We start from the raw sequence: 19,317 nt of genomic DNA on the forward strand, positions 1-19,317 counted from the left end.
CCACAAGTAGACTAGTGCCAACTTTTCGCCGGGGGGCCTTAATGGAACAGCAGCGTGTTTGCCTTGTCGTGGAGGATGACGACGATATCCGGGAACTGATCACAATGGTCCTGTCCCGTGCCGGCTTCGAAGTGACAGCCGTGGGCACGGGGGCAGAGGGCATAGCCGCCGCTGCTGATCCCACCATCGCCCTGGTCACCCTGGACCTTGGCCTTCCGGACATGGACGGGCACGTAGTGGCCCGTGCCATCCGTGCCCTCAGCACCGCACCGCAGTTGTTCCTGACAGCCCGTTCCGAGAACGACGATTTGCTGGCCGGCATGGCATCAGGGGCTGACGGCTACCTCACCAAGCCGTTCCACCCAGGGGAACTGAAGGAGCTTGCCCGGCAGTTGGCGGCGGGACAACCCACGCCCAGGCACAACGCCCCGGCCGGGAACGGCAGTTAGGAAGAAAGGCGACGGCGGCGGGCAGCCGCCGTCGCCCTTCTTCCTTCAGTGCCTACTTGGAAAGGAAGCCGAGCAGCGCTTCGTTGACCTCTGCCGCATGGGTCCACAACATGCCGTGCGGCGCGCCCTCAATCTCGACGTACTCGGCGCTCGGCAGGGCCTTGGCGAACAGCCGCCCCGTGGAATCGATGGGCAGGATGTTGTCCGCGGTGCCGTGCACGATCAGCGCGGGAACATCGATCTTGGGGATGTCCTGGCGGAAGTCCGTGAGCCAGGTGGGCTGGGCGGCAACGGATGCCGTGGCGCCGGCGCTTGAAGCAAGGTTCCAGCTGGCGTTCACCGCTTCCTGGCTGAGGCGCGGGGTGCCCAGGAAGGTGTCCGAGTTGTAGAAGTTCTTGAAGAACTCGGTGAAGAAGGCGTAGCGGTCAGCAGTAACAGCTTCGTTGAGCCCGTCGAACACGTCCTGCGGGACGCCGTCGGGGTTATCGTCGGTCTTGAGCAGGAACGGTTCCAGCGAGCCCAGGAACGCGGCGCGGGCCACTCGGCCGGAGCCGTAGGTGCCAAGGTAGCGGCCCACCTCACCAGTCCCCATGGAGAAGCCCACCAGTACGACGTTGTTCAGGTCCAGGGTGGTGAGCAGGGTGTTGAGGTCCGCCGCGAAGGTGTCGTAGTCATAACCCTCTGTGGGCTTGCTGGATTTGCCGAAGCCGCGGCGGTCGTAGGTGATGACGCGGTAGCCCGCACCCAGGAGCGCCGCGGTCTGCTTCTCCCAGGAGGAGCCGTCCAGCGGGTAGCCGTGGATCAGCACCACGGGCTGGCCTGAGCCGTGGTCCTCGTAGTAGAGCTCGATGTCAGTGCTGTTCTCAGTACCTACGGTGATGAAAGCCATCGGGGCGTATTCCTTTCGAGACTGATCAGGGCGGCAGGCAGAGCGCCGCGCCAGTGCACCTCCTACTCTAGGGTGCGCGACTGCTCGGGAGCAGGCCCGAATTTCACGGCGGCGGTACGCCCAAAAGTGCCGCGGGAGCCAAAGGTGTGACACTATATGCGCATGAATGCAGATAAGAATGCTTGCTCCCTTGGCACGGACAGCCAATACGTGGAGCTGGCTGTGGAGGTTTTCGCCATGCTGGCGGACGCCACCAGGGTGCGGATCATCCTGGCGCTGCGTGACGGCGAGATGGCTGTAGGCGCGCTGGCGGAGGTGGTGGGCAAGTCCCCCGCGGCGGTCTCCCAGCACCTGGCCAAAATGCGCCTCGCCCGGATGGTTTCCACCCGGCAGGAAGGCACGCGGGTGCTGTACCGTCTGGAGAACGAGCACGCCCGCCAGTTGGTGGCCGACGCCATCTTCCAGGCCGAGCACGCCCTGGGCGGGGAACCCGCCCACCACCGCGTCCCTTCCCACACCGGCGCCCCCGTACACAGTGCAGAGAGGAGCGCCTCATGACCGGGCCGCACCCGGAGTCGACGCACACGCATAGCCATCCCCACGAGGACAGCCACGCCAGGCACGACCACGACCACGACCACGACCACGACCATCATCACCACTCCGGTTTCAAGGGCTGGCTGATCGAGCTGTTCGTCCCGCACACGCACGATGCTGCAGATTCGATTGACGATGCGATGGAGGCCAGCACCGAGGGCATCCGGGCGCTCAAGATCAGCATGTTCCTCCTGCTGGCCACCACGGTGCTGCAGTTTGTGGTGGTTCTGTTCAGCAGTTCGGTGGCCCTGCTGGCGGACACCATCCACAACTTTTCCGACGCCCTGACGGCAGTGCCCCTGTGGGTTGCCTTCATCCTTGGGCGCAGGGCCGCCACCCGGCGATATACCTACGGCTACGGCAGGGCCGAGGATTTGGCCGGCCTGTTCATCGTTGCCGTGGTGGCCCTCTCGGCCGTCGTGGCTGGCTGGCAGTCGGTGGACCGTCTGATCAATCCCCAGCCGCTGCAGAACCTGGGCTGGGTCATCGCGGCAGGCCTGATCGGCTTTGCAGGAAACGAGGCCGTGGCGATCTACCGCATCCGGGTTGGCCGCAGGATCGGTTCCGCAGCGTTGGTTGCCGACGGCGTGCACGCCCGGACGGACGGCTTTACCTCGCTGGCCGTGGTGATCGGCGCCGTGGGAGTCATGCTCGGTTTTCCGTTGGCAGACCCGATCGTCGGGCTCGTCATCTCCGCCGCCATCATGGTGCTGCTGTGGGGCACTGTCCGCAGCATCGGGCGCCGGCTGATGGACGGGATCGAACCGGAACTGGTATCACGTGCCGAGGCCGCACTGGCGCGGACGCCGGGCGTGCTTTCAGTGCAGCACCTGCAGCTGCGCTGGTCCGGCCACCGGCTGCAGGGGTCGGCCCGCATCGAGCTGGCGGACACCGCGTTGTCGCAGGCGGAAGAGACCCTTCACCGCGCGGAGCACCAGCTCCGGCATGCGCTGCCCAAGCTGGACCATATGCTCCTGGCTCCGGGCACCCGGCGGTAACACAGGTAAATGCGGAAGTGACCCGGCGGGCAGGGCCGGCCGGGTCACTTCTGCATTCAGGGATTTTGGCTAGGCTTGTGCGGTCTTGCCCGGCAGTGCCAGCTTGAAGACCTTGGCCCAGGATGACCCCACCTGCTTCAGCAGCGGGCCGGTGGTGTACTTCAGGCCGTAGCGCTGGCAGATTTCGCGGACCCTTGGGGCCACCTCGGCGTACCGGTTGGACGGCAGGTCCGGGAAGAGGTGGTGCTCAATCTGGTGCGACAGGTTGCCGGTCATGAGGTGCATGAATTTGGAGCCCGAAATGTTGGCGGACCCGATCATCTGGCGAACATACCAGTCGCCGCGGGTCTCGCCGTCCACCATCTCTTCCGTGAAGGTGTCGGTGCCTTCCGGGAAGTGGCCGCAGAAGATGACGGCGTGGGCCCAGACGTTGCGGATGGCGTTGGCTGCGATGGTGCCGAACAGGGCCTGCTTCGCGGAGCCGGTCAGCATTGCCAGGGCGGGCGTGGCGGCGTAGTCCTTGGTGAACTGGGTGACCACCTTCTTGCCCAGCGCCTTCAGGTCCTTGAGCAGGGCTTCCTTGGACTTGGTGCCTTCCTTGTACTCGGTGAGTTCGAGGTCGTAGATGGCAATGCCCCACTCGAAGACCGGTGCCAGGATGGCGTTGAACAGCGGGTTGGCCAGGTTGATGGGCTTCCACGGCTGCTGCTCGTCCATGCGCAGGAGGTTGTATCCGACGTCATTGTCCTTGCCCACCACGTTGGTCCAGCGGTGGTGCAGGTCGTTGTGGGTGTGCTGCCAGGACCGCGACGGCGTGACGAAGTCCCATTCCCAGGTGGTGGAGTGGATGTCCGGGTCCCGCATCCAGTCCCACTGGCCGTGCAGGATGTTGTGGCCCAGCTCCATGTTTTCCAGGATCTTGGCAAGGCTCAGCAGCGTGGTGCCCGTGACCCAGGCGGCCTTGTTCTTTCCCACCAGCAGGGCGGCACGGCCGGAGAGTTCCAGGCCGCGCTGGATCTTGATCATGCGGCGGATGTAGGCGGCATCTTCCGCGCCCCGCTTGCCCAGGATCTCATCCCGGATGGCGTCGAGCTCGCGGCCCAGCTCCGCCACCTGTTCGTCGGTGAGGTGCGCGGCGGCGGGCGGCCGAACAGTGGGGCTTCCGGACTCGGCGAGCTTGCCGGGGCGTGTCCTCGATGAGCCGGCGCTGGCCCCTCCGGCGGCAGTGGTCTTTGTGGGTGAGATGACAGACATACGGTACTGCTCCTCAGATTTCGAGGTTGACGGGTCCGGCGGCTGCCGAGACACACGTTTGGATCAGTTGGCCGGGTTCGCCGTGGACTTCCCCGGTACGGAGGTCGCGGACCTGCCCGGCCAGGAGCGGCGTGAGGCAGCTGTGGCAGATGCCCATCCGGCAGCCGCTGGGCATCAGCACCCCGGCGTCCTCGCCGACGTCCAGGATGGGTGTGTCGCCGTCGGCCTCCACCTCCCGGTCGCTGGCTTCAAAGGTGACCAGGCCGCCGTCGTGCCCCACGGCGGCGTCGAAGCTGGTGTTGAAGCGTTCGATCATCAGGTTGCCGGCACTGCCGGCCACCGCCACGTCAGTGCCGGGCGCCCGCGTTGTCAGGGCTGCCCGCTGCCACAACGCTTCGGCGTCGTCCAGGAAGCTGTCCGGGCCGCAGGCATAGGCAGCCCGTTCCTTCCAGTCCGGGCAGATCTCGTCCAGCTCCTTGGTGCTGGAGAAGTCCATGCGGCCCTGCTCGCCGGTGTACCAGTGTGCCAGCCGGAAATTCGGGAACTGGTCGGCAAGCTCAGCCAGCTCCTCACGGAACAGGCTGTCATCCCGCGTGCGGGCTGAGTGGACCAGGACGACGTCGGCGTCCGGGCGCCGCGGCACGAGGGTGCGGATCATGGACATCACCGGGGTGATGCCGCTGCCCGCGGTAACCATCAGGAGGGGGCGCGGATGTTCCGGCAGGACGAAATCACCCTGCGGCGGGGCCAGGAACAGGACATCCCCGGGCTTGGTGGTGCGGACCAGGGTGCCGGAGACGGCACCGACGTCGGTCACGGTGATCGCCGGGTCCTTGCCGGCGGGTGCGCTGAGCGAGTAGGAGCGCCAGTGGCGGACACCGTCGAGTTCGACGCCGATGCGCGCCCACTGCCCTGCAAGGTGCGCCTTCCAGCCTCGTCCGGGGCGGAAGAAGATGGTGGCGGACTGGGCGGTCTCCTGGACCACCCGGGTGACCACGCCACGCAACTGCCGGGCCGAGTAGACCGGATTGAATAGCGAGAGGACGTCCTCGGGCGTCAAAGGGGTAGTGAGTACTGAAGCCGCCTGGGCCAGCTGTCGTAGCCGGATCATGCGTCAAAGCCTAAGGCGGCGCGAGCCATATTTCTCTCTCTCCGTCATATGACCGTTCAGCAGTCACACTAGTAGTAGGGCGCGAAGCCCCCACTACGCTCTTCAAGAGTAACGGTTGGGTCTCACTAATAGTTCCCAGCGTCCTATCGGCTCCATCCCAGGGCCGGGGCAACGTGCTCCGCGATGGTGCCCAGCAGCTTGGCGTTGAAATCCACGCCCAACTGGTTGGGGACGGTCAGCAGCAGGGTATCCGCCGCTTGTACCGCAGTGTCGGCAGCGAGCTGCTCCGCCAGGAGGTCCGGCGGCCCCACATAGCTCTTGCCGAAGCGGGCAGTGGTGCCGTCGATGACGCCCACCTGGTCCCGGCCGTCGCGGAGGGCACTGCCTGCGAAGTAGTAGTTGTCCTCTTCATCAACGATGGGCAGGACGCTGCGGCTGACCGAAACACGCGGGGCGTGGGGGTGTCCTGCCGCGGTCCATGCTTCCCTGAAAAGCTGGATCTGTTCGGCCTGGAGTTCATGGAAGGGAACGCCGGTGTCCTCGGTCAACAAGGTTGAGCTCATCAGGTTCATGCCCAGTTCCGCGGCCCAAACCGCGGTTTTCCTGGTGCCGGCACCCCACCAGATCCGTTCCGCCAGTCCCGGTGACTGCGGCTGGATGGGCAGGAGTCCGGTGGCACCACCGGCGTAGCGCGGATCGGCCTGGGCCATGCCGGCACCGGTGATGGCCTTGCGAAAGACATCAGTGTGGCGACGGGCCATGTCCGCATCGGTCTCCCCCGGCTGCGGACGGTAGCCAAAGACTGAGGCGCCTTCCAAGGCGGGCTCGGGTGAACCACGGCTGATGCCGAGCTGCAGCCTGCCGCCGCTGATCAGGTCCGCTGCCGCGGCCTCCTCCGCCATATACAACGGATTTTCGTAGCGCATGTCGATGACACCGGTGCCGATCTCGATCCGGCTGGTGCGGGCGGCGATGGCGGACAGGAGAGGGAACGGGGAGGCCTGCTGGCGGGCAAAGTGGTGGACACGGAAGAATGCGCCATCCACGCCCATCTCCTCAGCGGCAACCGCCAATTCAATTCCCTGGAGCAGGGCGTCCGCCGCTGTCCTGGTGCGGGAACCCTGGCCGGGGCCCCAGTGGCCGAATGAAAGGAATCCGATACGCTCCATACCTCCCCCAACTGCGCGGGCGGCGGCTGCATTCCCGGCTGGCATGACGGCTGCACGGGCTTACCGCTGACCTGCCGATCGCTGAAACATTTTGGCGGACAAGGCCGTGCTCCGCCTCCGCCGGAAGATGGAAGCCTCTCCGCTTGATTGGGGGGCCAAACGGAGAGGCTGGAACCAAAATAATAGGAAGCTTGCTTAGTTTCCAAATCGGCTGCCCGGCCGCGCCATTCCCGCACAGCTAAACTGGCCCGGTGATCAACAGTGAGCAGCCGTCCACCCCGGCGGTCCCGCCGTCGCGCGGAAAAATCGCCGAACGGCTGCTGCCCGGCGGCGAAGAACCGGACCCGCGCTTCACCCTTGCCAACGAACGCACCTTCCTGGCTTGGATCCGCACGTCCCTTGCGCTGCTGGCGGGCGGCATCGCGATCGAGGCGTTCACTTCGGGCCTCTTCGTTGAACCTGTCCGCAAAGGCCTGGCGGTCCTTTTGCTGCTGCTGGGCATGATGCTCAGCGGCGGGGCCGCCGTGCGCTGGCTCCGGGTGGAACGGAGCATGCGCAACAAAGCCCCGCTGCCGCTGCCGCTCTTTGTGCCCCTCCTGGCCGGGGCAGGCGCACTGGCCGCCGCCGTCGTACTGGTCTTTATCCTCTGGCGCTGATTCCGTGCCGTCCCCCGCACCCATCCCCCATGGCGATCCCGGGCTCCAGCCCGAACGGACAGCCCTCGCGTGGGGCCGGACCATGCTGGCGCTGGTGACGGCGAGCGCCTTCTTCCTGCGCTGGCTTCCCACGTACGGGGCGCCCATCCTGATGCTGCCGATGGTTTCCGGCGGCGCCGCGCTTGCCATCTACCTCACCCAGCGCCGCCGCTACCGGAAGAGGTCCCACGGGCTGGCCGGCGAGAGCATCGAGGCGGACCTGCCGGCGGTGCTGTGGACGGCGTTGGCCGGAGTCGCCCTGGCAGTGCTGGGCATCGCTGTGGTCCTGGTCAGTTGAAGGTGCCGGCCACCGGCTGATGCTCCTAGAACATCGGCAGGACGAAGCCGGCCAACAATGCCACCGAGCCGATAGCGGTCAGGCAGCGGCCAAGGACCGACGCCGTCCGGCCTGCTTCCTCAGGCTGGGTGATCTGCCACTGAGTTGGCCGTTTGGGGTGGTAGTAGATGGGCAGGGTGTCGCCCACAGACATGTCCCTGATGTCGTACGGGGACATGGGGGCGTTGTGCACCTGGTGTTTCCGGTCGAACCAGCGGAACCCCACCCCGGTGGAATCGGAGTACACCACCGCCTCGGCCACGTCCCAGGGGTGTACGTAGCGGCGGAGGAAGCCGGTATAGAAGAGCAGGCCCAGCCCGGCGGGCAGGCACAACCAAGTGAGGACCTCCAGGATGGGACCTGCCATATCCAGCGCAGTGGGCATGAAATTGATGGTACAGCGCGGGGACTGGTGGCTTCAGCACCAGGTACGTACGCTGAAGGGGACCGGACCGGAGTAAGGGGAAACCATGAATGATCAGGATATTTTGACGCACATCCAGGCCCTGGTGGAGGAGGAGCACTCGCTGCGGGAAGGTTCAGAAGGCGGCCAGCCGGACCCGGCACGGCTAAAGCACGTGGAAGAGAGCCTGGACCAGTGCTGGGACCTGCTGCGCCAGCGCCGCGCCAAGAAGGAGTCCGGCGAGAACCCGGACGACGCCGAGGCCCGCCCCATCAGCGAGGTTGAGGGTTACCGGCAGTAAGTCCGCCGCACTGAGTCAACCTGGGTGTCCGGGCCGCTTGGCCCGGACACCTGTTTCCGTCACCAACAGATTGAGCCTTTCCATGCGTATCGCAGTAGCGCAGATCATCAGCGGCGCAGACACCGCCGCCAACCTTGAACTGGTGTGGGACTACGCCGCCCAGGCAAAGAACGCGGGTGCGCAATTGGTGGTCTTCCCGGAGGCGACCATGCGTGCCTTCGGCCACTCCCTGAAAGGCATCGCCGAGCCCCTCGACGGGCCGTGGGCCAGCGAGGTCCGCAGGATGGCGCGGGAGCTGGAGATCACGGTCGTGGCCGGCATGTTCACCCCGGGCCAGGACGGCCGCGTCCGCAACACGCTGCTGGTCACCGGTCCCGGGGTGGAGGCCTCCTACGACAAGGTCCACCTTTTCGACGCCTTCGGCTTCACCGAGTCAAAGACAGTTGATGCGGGGGAAGCGCCGGTGACCTTCGAGCTGGACGGGACGGTCTTCGGCCTGGCCACGTGCTACGACGTCCGCTTTCCCGGCCTGTTCACGGCCAACGCCAATGCAGGCGCCCAGGTGAATATTGTGTGCGCTTCCTGGGGCGCGGGTCCGGGCAAGGCTGAACAGTGGGACCTGCTGGTGCGCGCCCGTGCGCTGGACAGCACCACCTTCGTGGTTGCGTGCGGCCAGGGCGACCCCGAAGCCATCGGCGCGGGTCCGGCCGGAGCAGCGCCCACCGGCATCGGGCACAGCGCGGTGGTCACTCCCCTGGGCAAGGCCGTGGTGGCCTTGGGCGGGAAGCCCGAACTCGCCGTCGTCGATATCGATCCCTCAACAGTGGACGACGTTCGCGCCAAGCTGCCGGTCCTGGCCAACGCACGCAAGTTCTGATCCGGGTGAGGTGCCGTTCACGGCCCCGAAACAGAAGGCAAAAGAGCGTACGACGGCGGTCCTCACCTCAAGAGGCCCGTGCGCCCCGTCGTTTCGGGGAACTGAGGCCGTGTTCGCCTTTCGCGCCCGAACGCAGAGACCAGGCCGTTTACATTCCGGAAACATTGCCGACACGTGATCTTCACGCCCACGGGATTTGTGTAACGTGGGCGCAACTTTAAAGGGCATCAGCTGAAACACGCTGCACCAAAAATGGATCCCGGGGGAAATGCTCCGGGGCCCAATCGGGTCCCGCACCAAGATCACGTTGCGAAGGGACCCACCGGTGGAAATCACTGCCCAACACGTCTGGCTGATGATTTCAGCCGCAATGGTACTGCTGATGACCCCCGGGCTTGGCCTCTTCTACGGCGGCATGACCCGCGCCAAGGCTGCGCTCAACATGATCATGATGAGCTTCATCTCGGCAGGGATCGTTGGCGTTGTCTGGGTCCTCTGGGGTTACTCGATGACCACCGGCAACGGGATCCTTGGGCTGTTCGGCAACCCCTTCACCAGCTTCGGGCTGCAGAACCTGATGGGCTCCCCTGACCTGCTCAAGGCCGGCTACAGCGCCACGTTCGCCATCATTACCGTGGCCCTGATCAGCGGCGCCATCGCCGACCGGGCCAAGTTCAGCGCCTGGGCACTGTTTGTGCCGGTGTGGATCACGGTGATCTACTGCCCGCTTGCCTACATGATCTGGGGCGGCGGACTAATGAGTGCAGGCGGGGCGGTCACCCGGATCTTCGGCCAGGTCATCGACTTCGCCGGCGGCGCCGTCGTCGAAATCAGCTCAGGAACGGCAGCCCTGGTACTCGCCGTCATCGTGGGACAGCGCCACGGCTTCGCCAAGGACCCGAACCACCGCCCCCACAACATCCCCTTCATCATGCTGGGCGCGGCCATTCTCTGGTTTGGCTGGTTCGGCTTCAACGGCGGTGCGGCAACCAGCGCTGAGCAGGCCGGCCTCATCTGGATCAACACGCTGGTGGCCCCTTCGGCAGCCATGCTGAGCTGGCTGGTCACCGAGAAGATGCGCCACGGGCACCCCACGTCGCTTGGCGCCGCCTCCGGCGTTGTCGCCGGCCTGGTGGCCATCACACCTTCCTGTGCCAACATCAGCCCGGTGGCGGCAATCGGCCTGGGCCTGGTGGCGGGAGCCGCGTGCTGCGTGTTCGTGGACCTCAAATACCGCTTCGGCCTGGACGACTCGCTGGACGTGGTGGGCGTCCACCTCGGCGCCGGCCTGATCGGCACCCTGTCACTCGGCTTCATCGCCCTCCCCGTGGACGGCCTGGGCGGTGGACTCTTCTACGGCGGCGGCGTCCAGCAGCTCATCGCCCAGACAGCCGCCGTCGTGATCACCCTGCTCCTGTCCGGCATCGGCACCGCGGTCATTGCCCGGATCATCAACAAGACCGTGGGCTTCCGCGTCAGCCACGAGGCCGAAGCCGCCGGCGTGGACCTGTCCGAGCACGCCGAGACCGCCTACGCCTTCGGCGAGATGGGTTCCGGCTTCAGCAGCCTGGGCCACATGCTGAGCCACCACCACGGAACTGCTCCTGCCGCCGTCCCCGTGGAACGGCTCGCCAAGGAAGATTCCTTCGCGTAGCAGCTAGTCCGCAAGGATCTTGTAGAGCGCGCGCCGCGTTTCATCCATCTTCTCGATGGCGGCAGCCCGCTGTTCCTCTGACACTCCACTGCGGAACTGGTGGATGGCACCCATCAGCTTGCCAATGCTCTGGTGGAAGTCCCGGTCCGCACTGTCCGGTTCAGCGTTCCAGGCGTTTTCCATTTCCTCTGCGTGCTCCGCCACGTAGGCCTTGCCGGCATCGGTGAGGGAAAACTCGGTCCCGCGGCCTTCACTGAGGGCCGCGATCAAGCCTTCGTCCACCAGTTGCTGCAGGGTGGGGTAGATGGATCCGGGGCTGGGCCGCCACATGCCGCCGGTCTTTGCGGCGATGGTCTTGATCAGTCCGTAACCATTCGAGGGGGCGTCTGCCAGCAGCGAGAGGATCGCGGCGCGGACATCACCCCGGTTGGCCCGCTGGCCGCCCCGTCCGAAACCGGGGCCGAACCCAGGGCCAAAACCCGGACCAAAGCCCGGCCCGAAACCGGGACCAAATCCCGGCCCGAACCCCGGACCCCTGTGCCCGTGCGGACCTTTATGGCCCCTTCCCCGCTCGAAGCGGCCCCGGCCGAATCCAGGGCCGGGATTTTTGTCGTCAAATATGCCGTTCATGGTGGCATCGTCCTTTCATTGATAGGTAGTCGCTTTGGCGTCAGCGATAGTTAAAAGATATATCGGTAACTATCGCCCGTCAACGCTTTGACGTGACCAAATCCTGACCTTTCCGCACCTGTTTCCGCCTCGTGCAGGAGCGTATTCTGGTCCCACCTTCGAGGGCGAGGGCAGGGGAATGGCGAAGCAGCGGAAGCCTAGGCGCAGGCGCGGTTTGAACGCCACAATGGGTAGGATCCTGGGGTTCCTGGCCGCAAGTGTTATGTGCGGCGTCCTGGTGGCAAGTCTGGTGGTCCCTGCCGTCGCCGCCGCGGGGATGGGGGTCAGTTCCTCCATAGACTTCTTCGAAAAGCTGCCGTCGGACCTCACAGTGCAGCCGCCGTCGCAGGCCACGAAGGTCCTGACTGCCGACGGGCAGCAAATTGCCACGTTCTACGCCGAAAACCGGGTGCAGGTGCCGCTGGACCAGATGTCACCCTTCATCAAGGACGGCATCATCGCGATCGAGGACAGCCGGTTCTATGAGCACGCCGGCGTGGATCCGCAGGGGATACTGCGGGCGCTGGTTTCCAACCTGACCAGAGGCGGCGAGCAGGGCGCATCCACCATCACCCAGCAGTACGTGACCAATGTCCTTAATGAGGCGCAACTCTCCCAGGACCGGCCGGACGCGGTGGTCCTGAACGGGCAAAAGAACCTCGGCGACAAGCTGCGGGAAATGAAGCTTGCCATCACCTTGGAAAAGAAATACTCCAAGGACCAGATCCTTGAGGGCTACCTCAACATCGTGTTCTTCAGCAACAACGCGTACGGCATCGAAGCCGCAGCCCGCCGCCTCTTCAGCACCACTGCGAAGGACCTCACCCTCCCCCAGGCAGCCCTGCTGGCCGGGGTGGTCAACAGCCCCACCCTCTACAACCCGGCCACCAACCCGGCCAAGTCGATCGTGCGGCGGAACCAGGTCCTGGACGAGATGCTGCGGCTGGGGAAGATCTCCCGGACCCAGCACGATGAAGCCGTGGCCACGCCCATCCAGCTGAAGATCAGCCCCCAACAGCAGGGCTGTGCCAATGCCACCATGGCCCCGTACTTCTGCGACTACATCTCCCACCTGATCCTGAACAATCCCGCTTATGGCCCAACGGAAGCTGAACGTGAGCGGCGGCTCTTCCGGGGCGGCCTGACCATCGTCACTACCCTGGACAGCCGGCTCCAGGCTGCCGCCCAGGCCCAGGTGGACGGGACCGCGGGGGCTAACCCGGACCACTGGGCAGCGTCGCTGGTGAGCATCCAACCCGGCAGCGGCAAGATCCTGGCCATGGCCCAAAACACGGTGTTCCTTCCCCAGCCCGGCAAGTTCGATACCAACCTCAACTTCAATGTGGATGCCCGGGACGCGCAGGGGAACGACCTGAATGGTGCCGGGGGGTTCCAGCCGGGATCCACCATGAAGCCCTTCACGTTCGCCGAGTGGCTGAACGAGGGCAAGACGCTCACGGCCGAAGTGGACGCTTCACGCCGGGTTTATCCACTTGGGTTCCCTTGGAGGGACAGCTGCGGAAAGGTGCTTGGGGCCTACAGCACGGCCCAGGCGAACCCGGCCCTTGGCGCGGCCGATGACCTGCAAAATGCCGAAGACGGGTTTTACCGGCCCATGCCCGTGAACTACGGCCTCTACAACTCGATCAACACCGCCACCTTCGCCTCAGCTTCCCAGCTGGATTTCTGCGGCATCCAGAAGATGGTGGATGCGGTTGGCCTGCACAGCGGCCTGGATAGTTCCCCCGTCAACATGCACCAGCTGGGCAATCTGCTCGGCGGCACAGGCGTCGCTCCCCTGACCCTGGCCAACGCCTTTGCCACCTTCGCCACGGACGGCCGGTTCTGCGCCACCATGGCACTGGTTGAGATTAAGGATGCCGCTGGTGCCAAACTGCCTGCCCAAGCCCCGGATTGCCACGACGCCGTCAAACCGGATGTGGCCCGCGGGGTCAACTCTGTTCTGCAGGACGTTTTGAAGAAGGGCTCAGGCGTCTGGATCAACCCCAAAGTGCAGGACAAGCTTCCCACCGCTGCCAAGACCGGTACCTCCAACAACAACGGGTCCACGTGGGTGGTGGGATACACCACCGGCCTGGTGACCGCTTCCTTCTTCGGCGATGCACTGGAAGGACAGAAACGTGCAGGCCAGAACGTGACCATCAACGGCACCTTCTACCCGCGCCTGGACGGCTACATGATTGCGGGCCCGCAGTGGGCCAACTACATGCTCAAGGTGGCACCGCTCTATCCGGCAGGCCCGTTCGCACCACCTTCCCCTTCGATGATCGGTCCGAACCCGAATTACAAGCCATAGGTTGGGACGCGCCCCTCAGTGCTGCCGTTCCTCACTGTCGGCGAGGCACTGGCCACCGCTTTGGAGGGGCGCAGTCAGCTGCCGTTGATCTGGAAGGCACGACGGCGGTCGTGCCCGGTGGACCACAGGTTGCGCTGGGCGGGGTTCCGGGGAGTGGCGGTGCGGTGGAGTGGTAGGTGTGGCCTGTTGGAGTGGAGGTTGCCACGGTGTGGCGGGGGCCGGGGACTGGTTTGGTGGTCCAGCCGCGTGTTTCTTTGGCGTGGTTGCAGGCTTCGCAGAGCCCCTGGCCGTTGCCGGTGGTGGTGGGGCCGCCGCTGTGCCAAGGCCTGATGTGGTCGTGGTGCCTGATCGGGGCGTCGCAGTACGGGGTCCGGCACGTATCGTCCCGGACCTGGAGGAAACGCTTCAAACCCGCCGGGAACAACCGGGCTTTGGAGTCCATCGCCACCAGTTCCCCGCTGCCGGGGGCGGTGTAGAGCCGGCGGACCCAGAGATTCAGGTTGTGACGGCCGGACGCGTCCACGGTGGCCTCGCCAGCGGCTTCAGGGGTGGCCGGAGAACCAAGGTTGCCGGGGCCGGGGGCTGTTACCGGCATTCGCATTGACGAACCAGCGAGGGCGAGTTCCCTTGCCCATGCCGCCGGGATGATGCCATAACCGGGCAGCCGTGCGGGTTCGGCATCGGCTTGGAGGAGGGTGCGGTCTGTCATGACGAGCTGGACCTCCACGCCGCTGATCCCGCCCGGGATCCCGGTGATCCTCTCGACGAGGGTGTCTGCCATGACCTGTCCCCGCGACCTCTCATCCCCGGCCGAACGCAGCGTGTCGGCATCCCGGTTCAGTGCCGCGTAGGCGGCTACCCCCTGTGAGACGGGGAGCAGGGCGGTCAGGTACGTCATGGTGTCCGGGGCCGGGCGCAGGCTCACGCTGCGTTCCGTGACCGCGTGTGCAGCACGCCTCGCGACCGAGGCCGGATCCCGCCGGCAGGCAGCGGCGCGGACGGCGGCGATGATGGCCTTGTCGCCCATGCCATCCAGGGCGCCGGTGTCGGCGGCGAGTTCCTCATCCACCCCGGCCCGGTCCTCGGGGGAGAGGCAAATGGTTTCCTTTACGACCAGCGTGGCCCGCCACTCATTCAACAAACCACTTTGAAACGCAGCGGAGGTGTGCGGCATGCCGGTGAGCGTTTTGGCCATTCCCAGCAGCCGGGAACCCTTCGCCGGGGACTCCCGCCGGGCCAGCGCGATCCGCGCCGCCACCCCGGCACCCTGCTCACCGGCCGGTACCCCGGCGGCAGCCTGCTCCCGGCGCTGCTGACGATCAAACGCCACAGCAACCTCGGCCTGCCGCGCACCCGCCAGGCACTTCAGGTCTTCCAACCCGCGCAGCTGGTCAATCATGCCCGCACCATCAGCAGGGACCGGGACGCTGGCCAGCAGGCTCAGGACATCACCCATGGAAGGGGCGGCGGGTTGAACAGCAGGCGGGAACCGACGCGCATCAGCAGCGGAAGATACTGCTGCAGACAACGGAGGTGATGACTCCGGCAGACCAGCAGCAAACAGCCCCCGAGGCTCTGCCTCCAGTACTCCCGCCGTCCCCACAACCGCCTCCATAACCAAAGTCTTCCACCAGGGTGTGACATCGACAGCCACCCAAAACCCTATGTGGAAAACGCAAAGTCAGCCGTTCCGATTACTCTGGCACGATGGGTGGCGTGACGATCCTGGAGACTGAGCGGCTCATTCTGCGCCCCTGGCATACGGGCGACGCGGAATTCGTGCTTGACCTATACTCGCGCTGGGAAGTGCAGCGCTTCATTGGCAACCAGCCCCGCGTCATGGTGGGCATGGGCGAGGCTGTGGAACTTATAGGGAAATGGCGCGCACTTGACCACTCCATCCACGGGATCTGGGCTGTCGAGCTCAAGACCCATCCCGGGCTCGCCCGACCGGAGCCCTCCCAGCCCGGGTCCGCAAAGCCCCAGCTCGCCGGAACGTTGCTCCTCAAGTCCATTCCGGCGTCGGGTAGCGAATTGCCGCTCCAGCCCTCGGGCGACACGGAGATCGGATGGCATTTTCACCCGGACCACTGGGGAAAGGGCTACGCTACCGAGGCCGCCCGGGTGGTCCTCGACCACGCCTTCGCGCGCGGCCTGCCACGGGTTGTTGCGGTCACCAACCCCGCGAATGCAGCCTCGCAGCGGGTGTGCACCAGGATCGGGCTGAGCCACCGGGGGCAGACGGACAAGTACTACAACGCCGTATGCGAGCTTTTTGAGGGCATGAACCCGGGCTCCTAGCCGGTTCCCTTCCAGAGCCGCTTCCACCAGGACCGCTCGGGCTCGGGCTCGGCGGGAGCGTCCTCAACGCGCGCGGCCCGCCTGCCACGCCAGCGCTGCACTTCCTCCTCGACGTCGCGGGTCTTGGTGATCACCGGCGGCCCGCCCTGCAGCTGGCGGCGGGCATCGATTACCCGGCGGTTGAAGTCCTGCAGAACGTCCCGGACCTGCTGCTCCGTGTACTGGACGTCCAGCTTTGCATCCAGTTCCGCGTCCTCGGTGCGGAGCAGGATGGCGGCCGGGCCCAGGCCGCTGATGTTCTCGCGCTGGATCAATCCCTTGACCCACCAGTCGGGGTCATAGCTTTCGCCCAGGCCTGGAATCGGCTTGCCCGCGTACTTGAGGTTGTCGAACTTGCCCTGCGCCATGGCGTCCCGGACCAGGTATTCGGCGCGGGCCGCGTCGCTGACCTTCCGGCGCTTCTCCCGCTCCTGCGCGTCGAGGGCATCCAGCGCTGCTTCTTCCTCGGCACTGATGCCGGCGCCGCGGTATGAACGCAGCTCCGACGCCCGCTCCAGCCGCTTCCGGAAATCCCGTGCGCCGCCGCTCATCGCTGCCACCGCCTTCCCTCGCTCAATCCCCACCTTCCAGTATTCAGCGGGCAGCTCGCACGTTCAACGCCCAGGGCGAGCGGACGACGGCGGGACGTGCCGCCGTCGTCCGCTCCACCTGGCGCCGTGGAAAGGTTCCTGGTTGATGCTGTGCAGTCAGGCGTTGGCGTGCTCGGCGAGGATGCTGTCAATCTGTCCGACTGCCTGCTTCATGCCTTCTTCCATACCCATCTGCACCATCTGCTCCAGCTGTTCCTCGGATTCGAAAGTGGACAGGATGGTCATGCGCGTCCGCTCCCCCACTGTTTCCAGCGTCACCGTGGCGTGGGCAGTGCCGTATTCCCCGGTGGGATTGCCGTCATTGTCCGCGAACCCGTCGTCGAACTGCAGCCTGCGCGGTGACTCAATGCTGGTGAACTCCCACCAGCCGTGCGCCTTATCCCCTTCAGGCCCTGTCATGTAGTACTTGGCCTTGCCGCCCGGCACGAAATCATGCAGGTAGAAGGTTGCCGGATAGGTGGGCGGCCCCCACCACCGCTCAAGCTGGCGGGGGTCTTCCCAGAGCTGCCAGACGCGTTCGACTCCGGCGTCAAACTCGGCGACCACGGTAAGGCTCAGGGCCTCAGGATTTTTTTCCGTACTGATGACTGTCATGGCAATGCCGTCCTAACCTTCAGCGAGAATGTCTGCCATCTTGGCGGCGCGCTGCCGCCAGACCTGTTCATATTCGTCGAGCAGCCGCCGGGCCTTTTGCAGTCCTTCATGATTGCCCCGCACGATCTGCTCCCTTCCGCGCTTTTCCTTGGTGACCAGGGATGCGCGCTCCAATACCGCCACATGCTTCTGTACGGCGGCAAAACTCATGGCGTAGAGGGCTGCCAGGCCGGAGATGGAGTACTCGCCGACGGTGACCCGGCGGACAATGTCCCGGCGGGTGGAATCCGCGAACGCCTGGAAGAGGCGATCCACTTCGGTCTCACGGAGCTGATCTACAACCATTTGGTTGTAGATTAGTCCGCCCGCTCACTGGCGTCAATGGGTTTTCTGCGTGGACATGCCCCGCTGCCCGGAGGACGCCAGCCGGTCACGGTATCTTGGGCCGCATGACCATCTTCCTCGCCGGAGCGGGCCCGGATCCGGATGCCTTTCCGGACGTCTTCGACGCGTTTGCAGCTGAAGTCCGGCAGCAGGCCGGGCAGCGCCGGCCCGCCCATGTCGCCGTCGCCGTGCATGGCACGGGGGTCAACCTGCAGGACCTCGTGGCAGCTTACGCGGAACCCCTGCAGGGCCGGATCGACTGCCGGATCGTTGTTGTACCGCTGGCGCCGGGCAAGCCTGCGGATCCGGCCACATTTGATGGAGTCGACGGCGTGGTGGTGGGTGGCGGGCTGACGCCCGGCTACTGGGAATGGCTCCACCCCGCGGCCAGCGCCATTTCCAACCTCGTCACTGCCGGTGTGCCCTACCTGGGTTTTTCCGCCGGGGCGATGATGGCACCGCGCCTGGCACTGATCGGCGGATACCGGATCAATGGGGTAGAGGTCTGCGGGGAGGAGTGTTCAGAAGGCCTGGATTCCGTGGATCTCCGCAAGGGCCTGGGGCTGGTCCCGTTCACAGTGGATGTCCACGCCGCCCAGGCCGGTACGCTGAGCCGGGCACTTGGTGCCGTGGCAGCCGGACTGGCGGAGCGGGCAGTGGCCATCGACGAGAACACAGCAGTGGTGGTGGAATCAGCGGGCGACGTCGACTACAGGGTCATTGGTGCCGGAAACTGCTGGGACATCCGGGGCACCGGCGGCGCGGCCACTTCGGTCTCCGTGCTGAAAGGCGACTGAGCTGACTGGCCCGGTTAAGGCGACGGCCCGGGGCTAATTCCCGGCGCAGCCGGGTTATCCGTCGAAGTGCGTCCTGGCGCTGCTTCCTGACAACTGCTCGATCAGCTCGCTGGCCACATCCCGGAGCTTCCTGTTGCGGTTGCTGGAGACCTTGGTGAGGATCTCCATCGCTTCTTCCTGTGAACACCGGTTCTGCGCCATGATCACCCCGCAGGCCAGGTTGATGGCGGTGCGGCTTTGCATTGCCGCTTCGAGGTCGTCCGCCCTGCTCTGCGCGTTGTTGATACGAACGGAAAGATTCAGGGTGTTGTGGGCGGCAGCGGCGAAGCCAACTGCTTTGTCGTAGACGTCAGCTGTGAACACTCCCGGTTTTGTGGCGAAGAAGTTCAGCGCAGCTCTGGCATCGTCGGTGATCTCCAGCGGCACACCCAAAGTACTGTGCACATTGTACTCAGCCAGCTTCTGGTTCAGCGTTTGCCAGCGCGGATCCCTGTCCACGTCATCAATGATTACCGGGGCCATCTCCCTGAGCGCCCGGACGCAGGGGCCGTCGCCCAACTCCTGCTCGACATGGTCAATTTCGATAGCCCGCGCGCTGCTGCCGGCAGCGGTTGCCGGCCTACGTCGCATTTTCAGCGTGACAGCGCACTCAATCGTGTCCCCGGCAGCTTCAGACACCGCAGCAGCGGCAAGGCTGGACAGTCCCGAAAGGAACTCGACCCCGTTCTCTGAGCCCACCAGAATACTTTGAAGTACCTGTACAGATTCGTGGTCCGATGAACTCAACATTCGCCCAGCTTACTTGAGTTCAAGCGGCCACGGGCGTGCTCCGGCCGGGCGAACCGGAGGTGAACCGGAGGCGAATAAGTTC

General features: G+C 65.3%; 22 protein-coding genes. 11 read left to right on the forward strand and 11 right to left on the reverse strand.

The annotated features are described in order from the left end of the window. Positions 1-41: 41 nt before the first annotated feature. On the forward strand, positions 42-449 hold the full coding sequence (locus LFT44_RS17340) for a response regulator transcription factor (protein ID WP_236799650.1): 408 nt from the start codon (positions 42-44) through the stop codon (positions 447-449). A gap of 52 nt (positions 450-501) precedes the next feature. Here LFT44_RS17340 and LFT44_RS17345 read toward each other — a convergent pair whose 3' ends face one another. Further along, a complete protein-coding gene (locus LFT44_RS17345; RefSeq protein WP_236799651.1) occupies positions 502-1,338 on the reverse strand; it encodes an alpha/beta fold hydrolase in 837 nt (278 codons plus the stop codon). A gap of 162 nt (positions 1,339-1,500) precedes the next feature. Here LFT44_RS17345 and LFT44_RS17350 point away from each other — a divergent pair, with 162 nt between their 5' ends. Together LFT44_RS17350 and LFT44_RS17355 are read left to right on the forward strand one after the other, a co-directional pair. Continuing rightward, on the forward strand, positions 1,501-1,896 hold the full coding sequence (locus LFT44_RS17350; protein WP_236799652.1) for an ArsR/SmtB family transcription factor: 396 nt from the start codon (positions 1,501-1,503) through the stop codon (positions 1,894-1,896). Next, entirely contained in the window at positions 1,893-2,933 is a 1,041-nt protein-coding gene (locus tag LFT44_RS17355; protein WP_236799653.1) for a cation diffusion facilitator family transporter, read from the forward strand. The genes LFT44_RS17350 and LFT44_RS17355 overlap by 4 nt, the downstream gene beginning before the upstream one ends. A 69-nt stretch (positions 2,934-3,002) precedes the next feature. Here LFT44_RS17355 and LFT44_RS17360 read toward each other — a convergent pair whose 3' ends face one another. From LFT44_RS17360 to LFT44_RS17370, 3 genes are all read right to left on the reverse strand, one after another. Next, positions 3,003-4,187 carry a fatty acid desaturase family protein gene (locus tag LFT44_RS17360; RefSeq protein ID WP_236799654.1) on the reverse strand — a complete coding sequence of 395 codons (1,185 nt, stop codon included), beginning with the start codon at positions 4,185-4,187 and terminating at the stop codon, positions 3,003-3,005. Between the two features lie 13 nt (positions 4,188-4,200). After that, complete coding sequence (locus LFT44_RS17365) at positions 4,201-5,298, reverse strand: ferredoxin reductase (RefSeq protein WP_236799655.1); 1,098 nt, start codon at positions 5,296-5,298, stop codon at positions 4,201-4,203. A 143-nt stretch (positions 5,299-5,441) separates the two neighbouring features. Next, entirely contained in the window at positions 5,442-6,467 is a 1,026-nt protein-coding gene (locus LFT44_RS17370; RefSeq protein WP_236799656.1) for an LLM class flavin-dependent oxidoreductase, read from the reverse strand. Positions 6,468-6,718: 251 nt separating this feature from the next. Between LFT44_RS17370 and LFT44_RS17375 the strand changes: the two genes are divergently transcribed. Further along, the gene (locus LFT44_RS17375; RefSeq protein ID WP_236799657.1) at positions 6,719-7,123 is read left to right on the forward strand and encodes a YidH family protein; all 405 of its coding nucleotides are present in this window, start codon (positions 6,719-6,721) and stop codon (positions 7,121-7,123) included. A 4-nt stretch (positions 7,124-7,127) separates the two neighbouring features. Continuing rightward, the gene (locus LFT44_RS17380) at positions 7,128-7,460 is read left to right on the forward strand and encodes a DUF202 domain-containing protein (RefSeq protein ID WP_236799658.1); all 333 of its coding nucleotides are present in this window, start codon (positions 7,128-7,130) and stop codon (positions 7,458-7,460) included. Between the two features lie 25 nt (positions 7,461-7,485). On the opposite strand, the gene LFT44_RS17385 is transcribed toward LFT44_RS17380, so the two are convergent. After that, the gene (locus LFT44_RS17385) at positions 7,486-7,884 is read right to left on the reverse strand and encodes a hypothetical protein (RefSeq protein ID WP_236799659.1); all 399 of its coding nucleotides are present in this window, start codon (positions 7,882-7,884) and stop codon (positions 7,486-7,488) included. A gap of 85 nt (positions 7,885-7,969) precedes the next feature. On the opposite strand from LFT44_RS17385, the gene LFT44_RS17390 reads away from it, so the two are divergent. From LFT44_RS17390 to LFT44_RS17400, 3 genes are all read left to right on the forward strand, one after another. After that, on the forward strand, positions 7,970-8,203 hold the full coding sequence (locus tag LFT44_RS17390) for a DUF2630 family protein (protein ID WP_236799660.1): 234 nt from the start codon (positions 7,970-7,972) through the stop codon (positions 8,201-8,203). A gap of 82 nt (positions 8,204-8,285) precedes the next feature. Next, on the forward strand, positions 8,286-9,080 hold the full coding sequence (locus LFT44_RS17395) for a carbon-nitrogen hydrolase family protein (protein ID WP_236799661.1): 795 nt from the start codon (positions 8,286-8,288) through the stop codon (positions 9,078-9,080). 325 nt (positions 9,081-9,405) lie between these two features. After that, positions 9,406-10,734, forward strand: coding sequence for an ammonium transporter (locus tag LFT44_RS17400; protein ID WP_236799662.1), 1,329 nt, complete (start codon positions 9,406-9,408; stop codon positions 10,732-10,734). Positions 10,735-10,737: 3 nt separating this feature from the next. Here LFT44_RS17400 and LFT44_RS17405 read toward each other — a convergent pair whose 3' ends face one another. Continuing rightward, a complete protein-coding gene (locus LFT44_RS17405; RefSeq protein WP_236799663.1) occupies positions 10,738-11,364 on the reverse strand; it encodes a PadR family transcriptional regulator in 627 nt (208 codons plus the stop codon). A gap of 178 nt (positions 11,365-11,542) precedes the next feature. On the opposite strand from LFT44_RS17405, the gene LFT44_RS17410 reads away from it, so the two are divergent. Beyond that, positions 11,543-13,720 (forward strand): transglycosylase domain-containing protein, encoded by a 2,178-nt coding sequence (locus LFT44_RS17410; RefSeq protein ID WP_236799664.1) that lies wholly within the window; start codon positions 11,543-11,545, stop codon positions 13,718-13,720. A 31-nt stretch (positions 13,721-13,751) separates the two neighbouring features. On the opposite strand, the gene LFT44_RS17415 is transcribed toward LFT44_RS17410, so the two are convergent. After that, positions 13,752-15,176 carry an HNH endonuclease gene (locus LFT44_RS17415; protein WP_236799665.1) on the reverse strand — a complete coding sequence of 475 codons (1,425 nt, stop codon included), beginning with the start codon at positions 15,174-15,176 and terminating at the stop codon, positions 13,752-13,754. A 251-nt stretch (positions 15,177-15,427) separates the two neighbouring features. On the opposite strand from LFT44_RS17415, the gene LFT44_RS17420 reads away from it, so the two are divergent. Continuing rightward, positions 15,428-16,021, forward strand: coding sequence for a GNAT family N-acetyltransferase (locus LFT44_RS17420; RefSeq protein ID WP_272910867.1), 594 nt, complete (start codon positions 15,428-15,430; stop codon positions 16,019-16,021). Here LFT44_RS17420 and LFT44_RS17425 read toward each other — a convergent pair. The 3 genes from LFT44_RS17425 to LFT44_RS17435 form a co-directional block, all read right to left on the reverse strand. Beyond that, positions 16,018-16,611, reverse strand: coding sequence for a J-domain-containing protein (locus tag LFT44_RS17425; protein WP_236799667.1), 594 nt, complete (start codon positions 16,609-16,611; stop codon positions 16,018-16,020). The two genes, LFT44_RS17420 and LFT44_RS17425, sit on opposite strands and share 4 nt — an antisense overlap. A 156-nt stretch (positions 16,612-16,767) precedes the next feature. Next, on the reverse strand, positions 16,768-17,265 hold the full coding sequence (locus LFT44_RS17430) for an SRPBCC family protein (protein WP_236799668.1): 498 nt from the start codon (positions 17,263-17,265) through the stop codon (positions 16,768-16,770). A gap of 12 nt (positions 17,266-17,277) precedes the next feature. Next, the gene (locus LFT44_RS17435) at positions 17,278-17,610 is read right to left on the reverse strand and encodes an ArsR/SmtB family transcription factor (RefSeq protein WP_236799669.1); all 333 of its coding nucleotides are present in this window, start codon (positions 17,608-17,610) and stop codon (positions 17,278-17,280) included. A gap of 104 nt (positions 17,611-17,714) precedes the next feature. Here LFT44_RS17435 and LFT44_RS17440 point away from each other — a divergent pair, with 104 nt between their 5' ends. Next, on the forward strand, positions 17,715-18,446 hold the full coding sequence (locus LFT44_RS17440) for a Type 1 glutamine amidotransferase-like domain-containing protein (protein ID WP_236799670.1): 732 nt from the start codon (positions 17,715-17,717) through the stop codon (positions 18,444-18,446). Between the two features lie 54 nt (positions 18,447-18,500). Here the strand turns inward: LFT44_RS17440 and LFT44_RS17445 are convergent, their stop codons facing one another. Beyond that, positions 18,501-19,235 (reverse strand): GAF and ANTAR domain-containing protein, encoded by a 735-nt coding sequence (locus LFT44_RS17445; protein ID WP_236799671.1) that lies wholly within the window; start codon positions 19,233-19,235, stop codon positions 18,501-18,503. Between the last annotated feature and the right edge of the window lie 82 nt (positions 19,236-19,317).

It is taken from the genome of Arthrobacter sp. FW306-05-C, from assembly GCF_021801725.1.
In the GTDB taxonomy this organism is placed as follows: domain Bacteria; phylum Actinomycetota; class Actinomycetes; order Actinomycetales; family Micrococcaceae; genus Arthrobacter.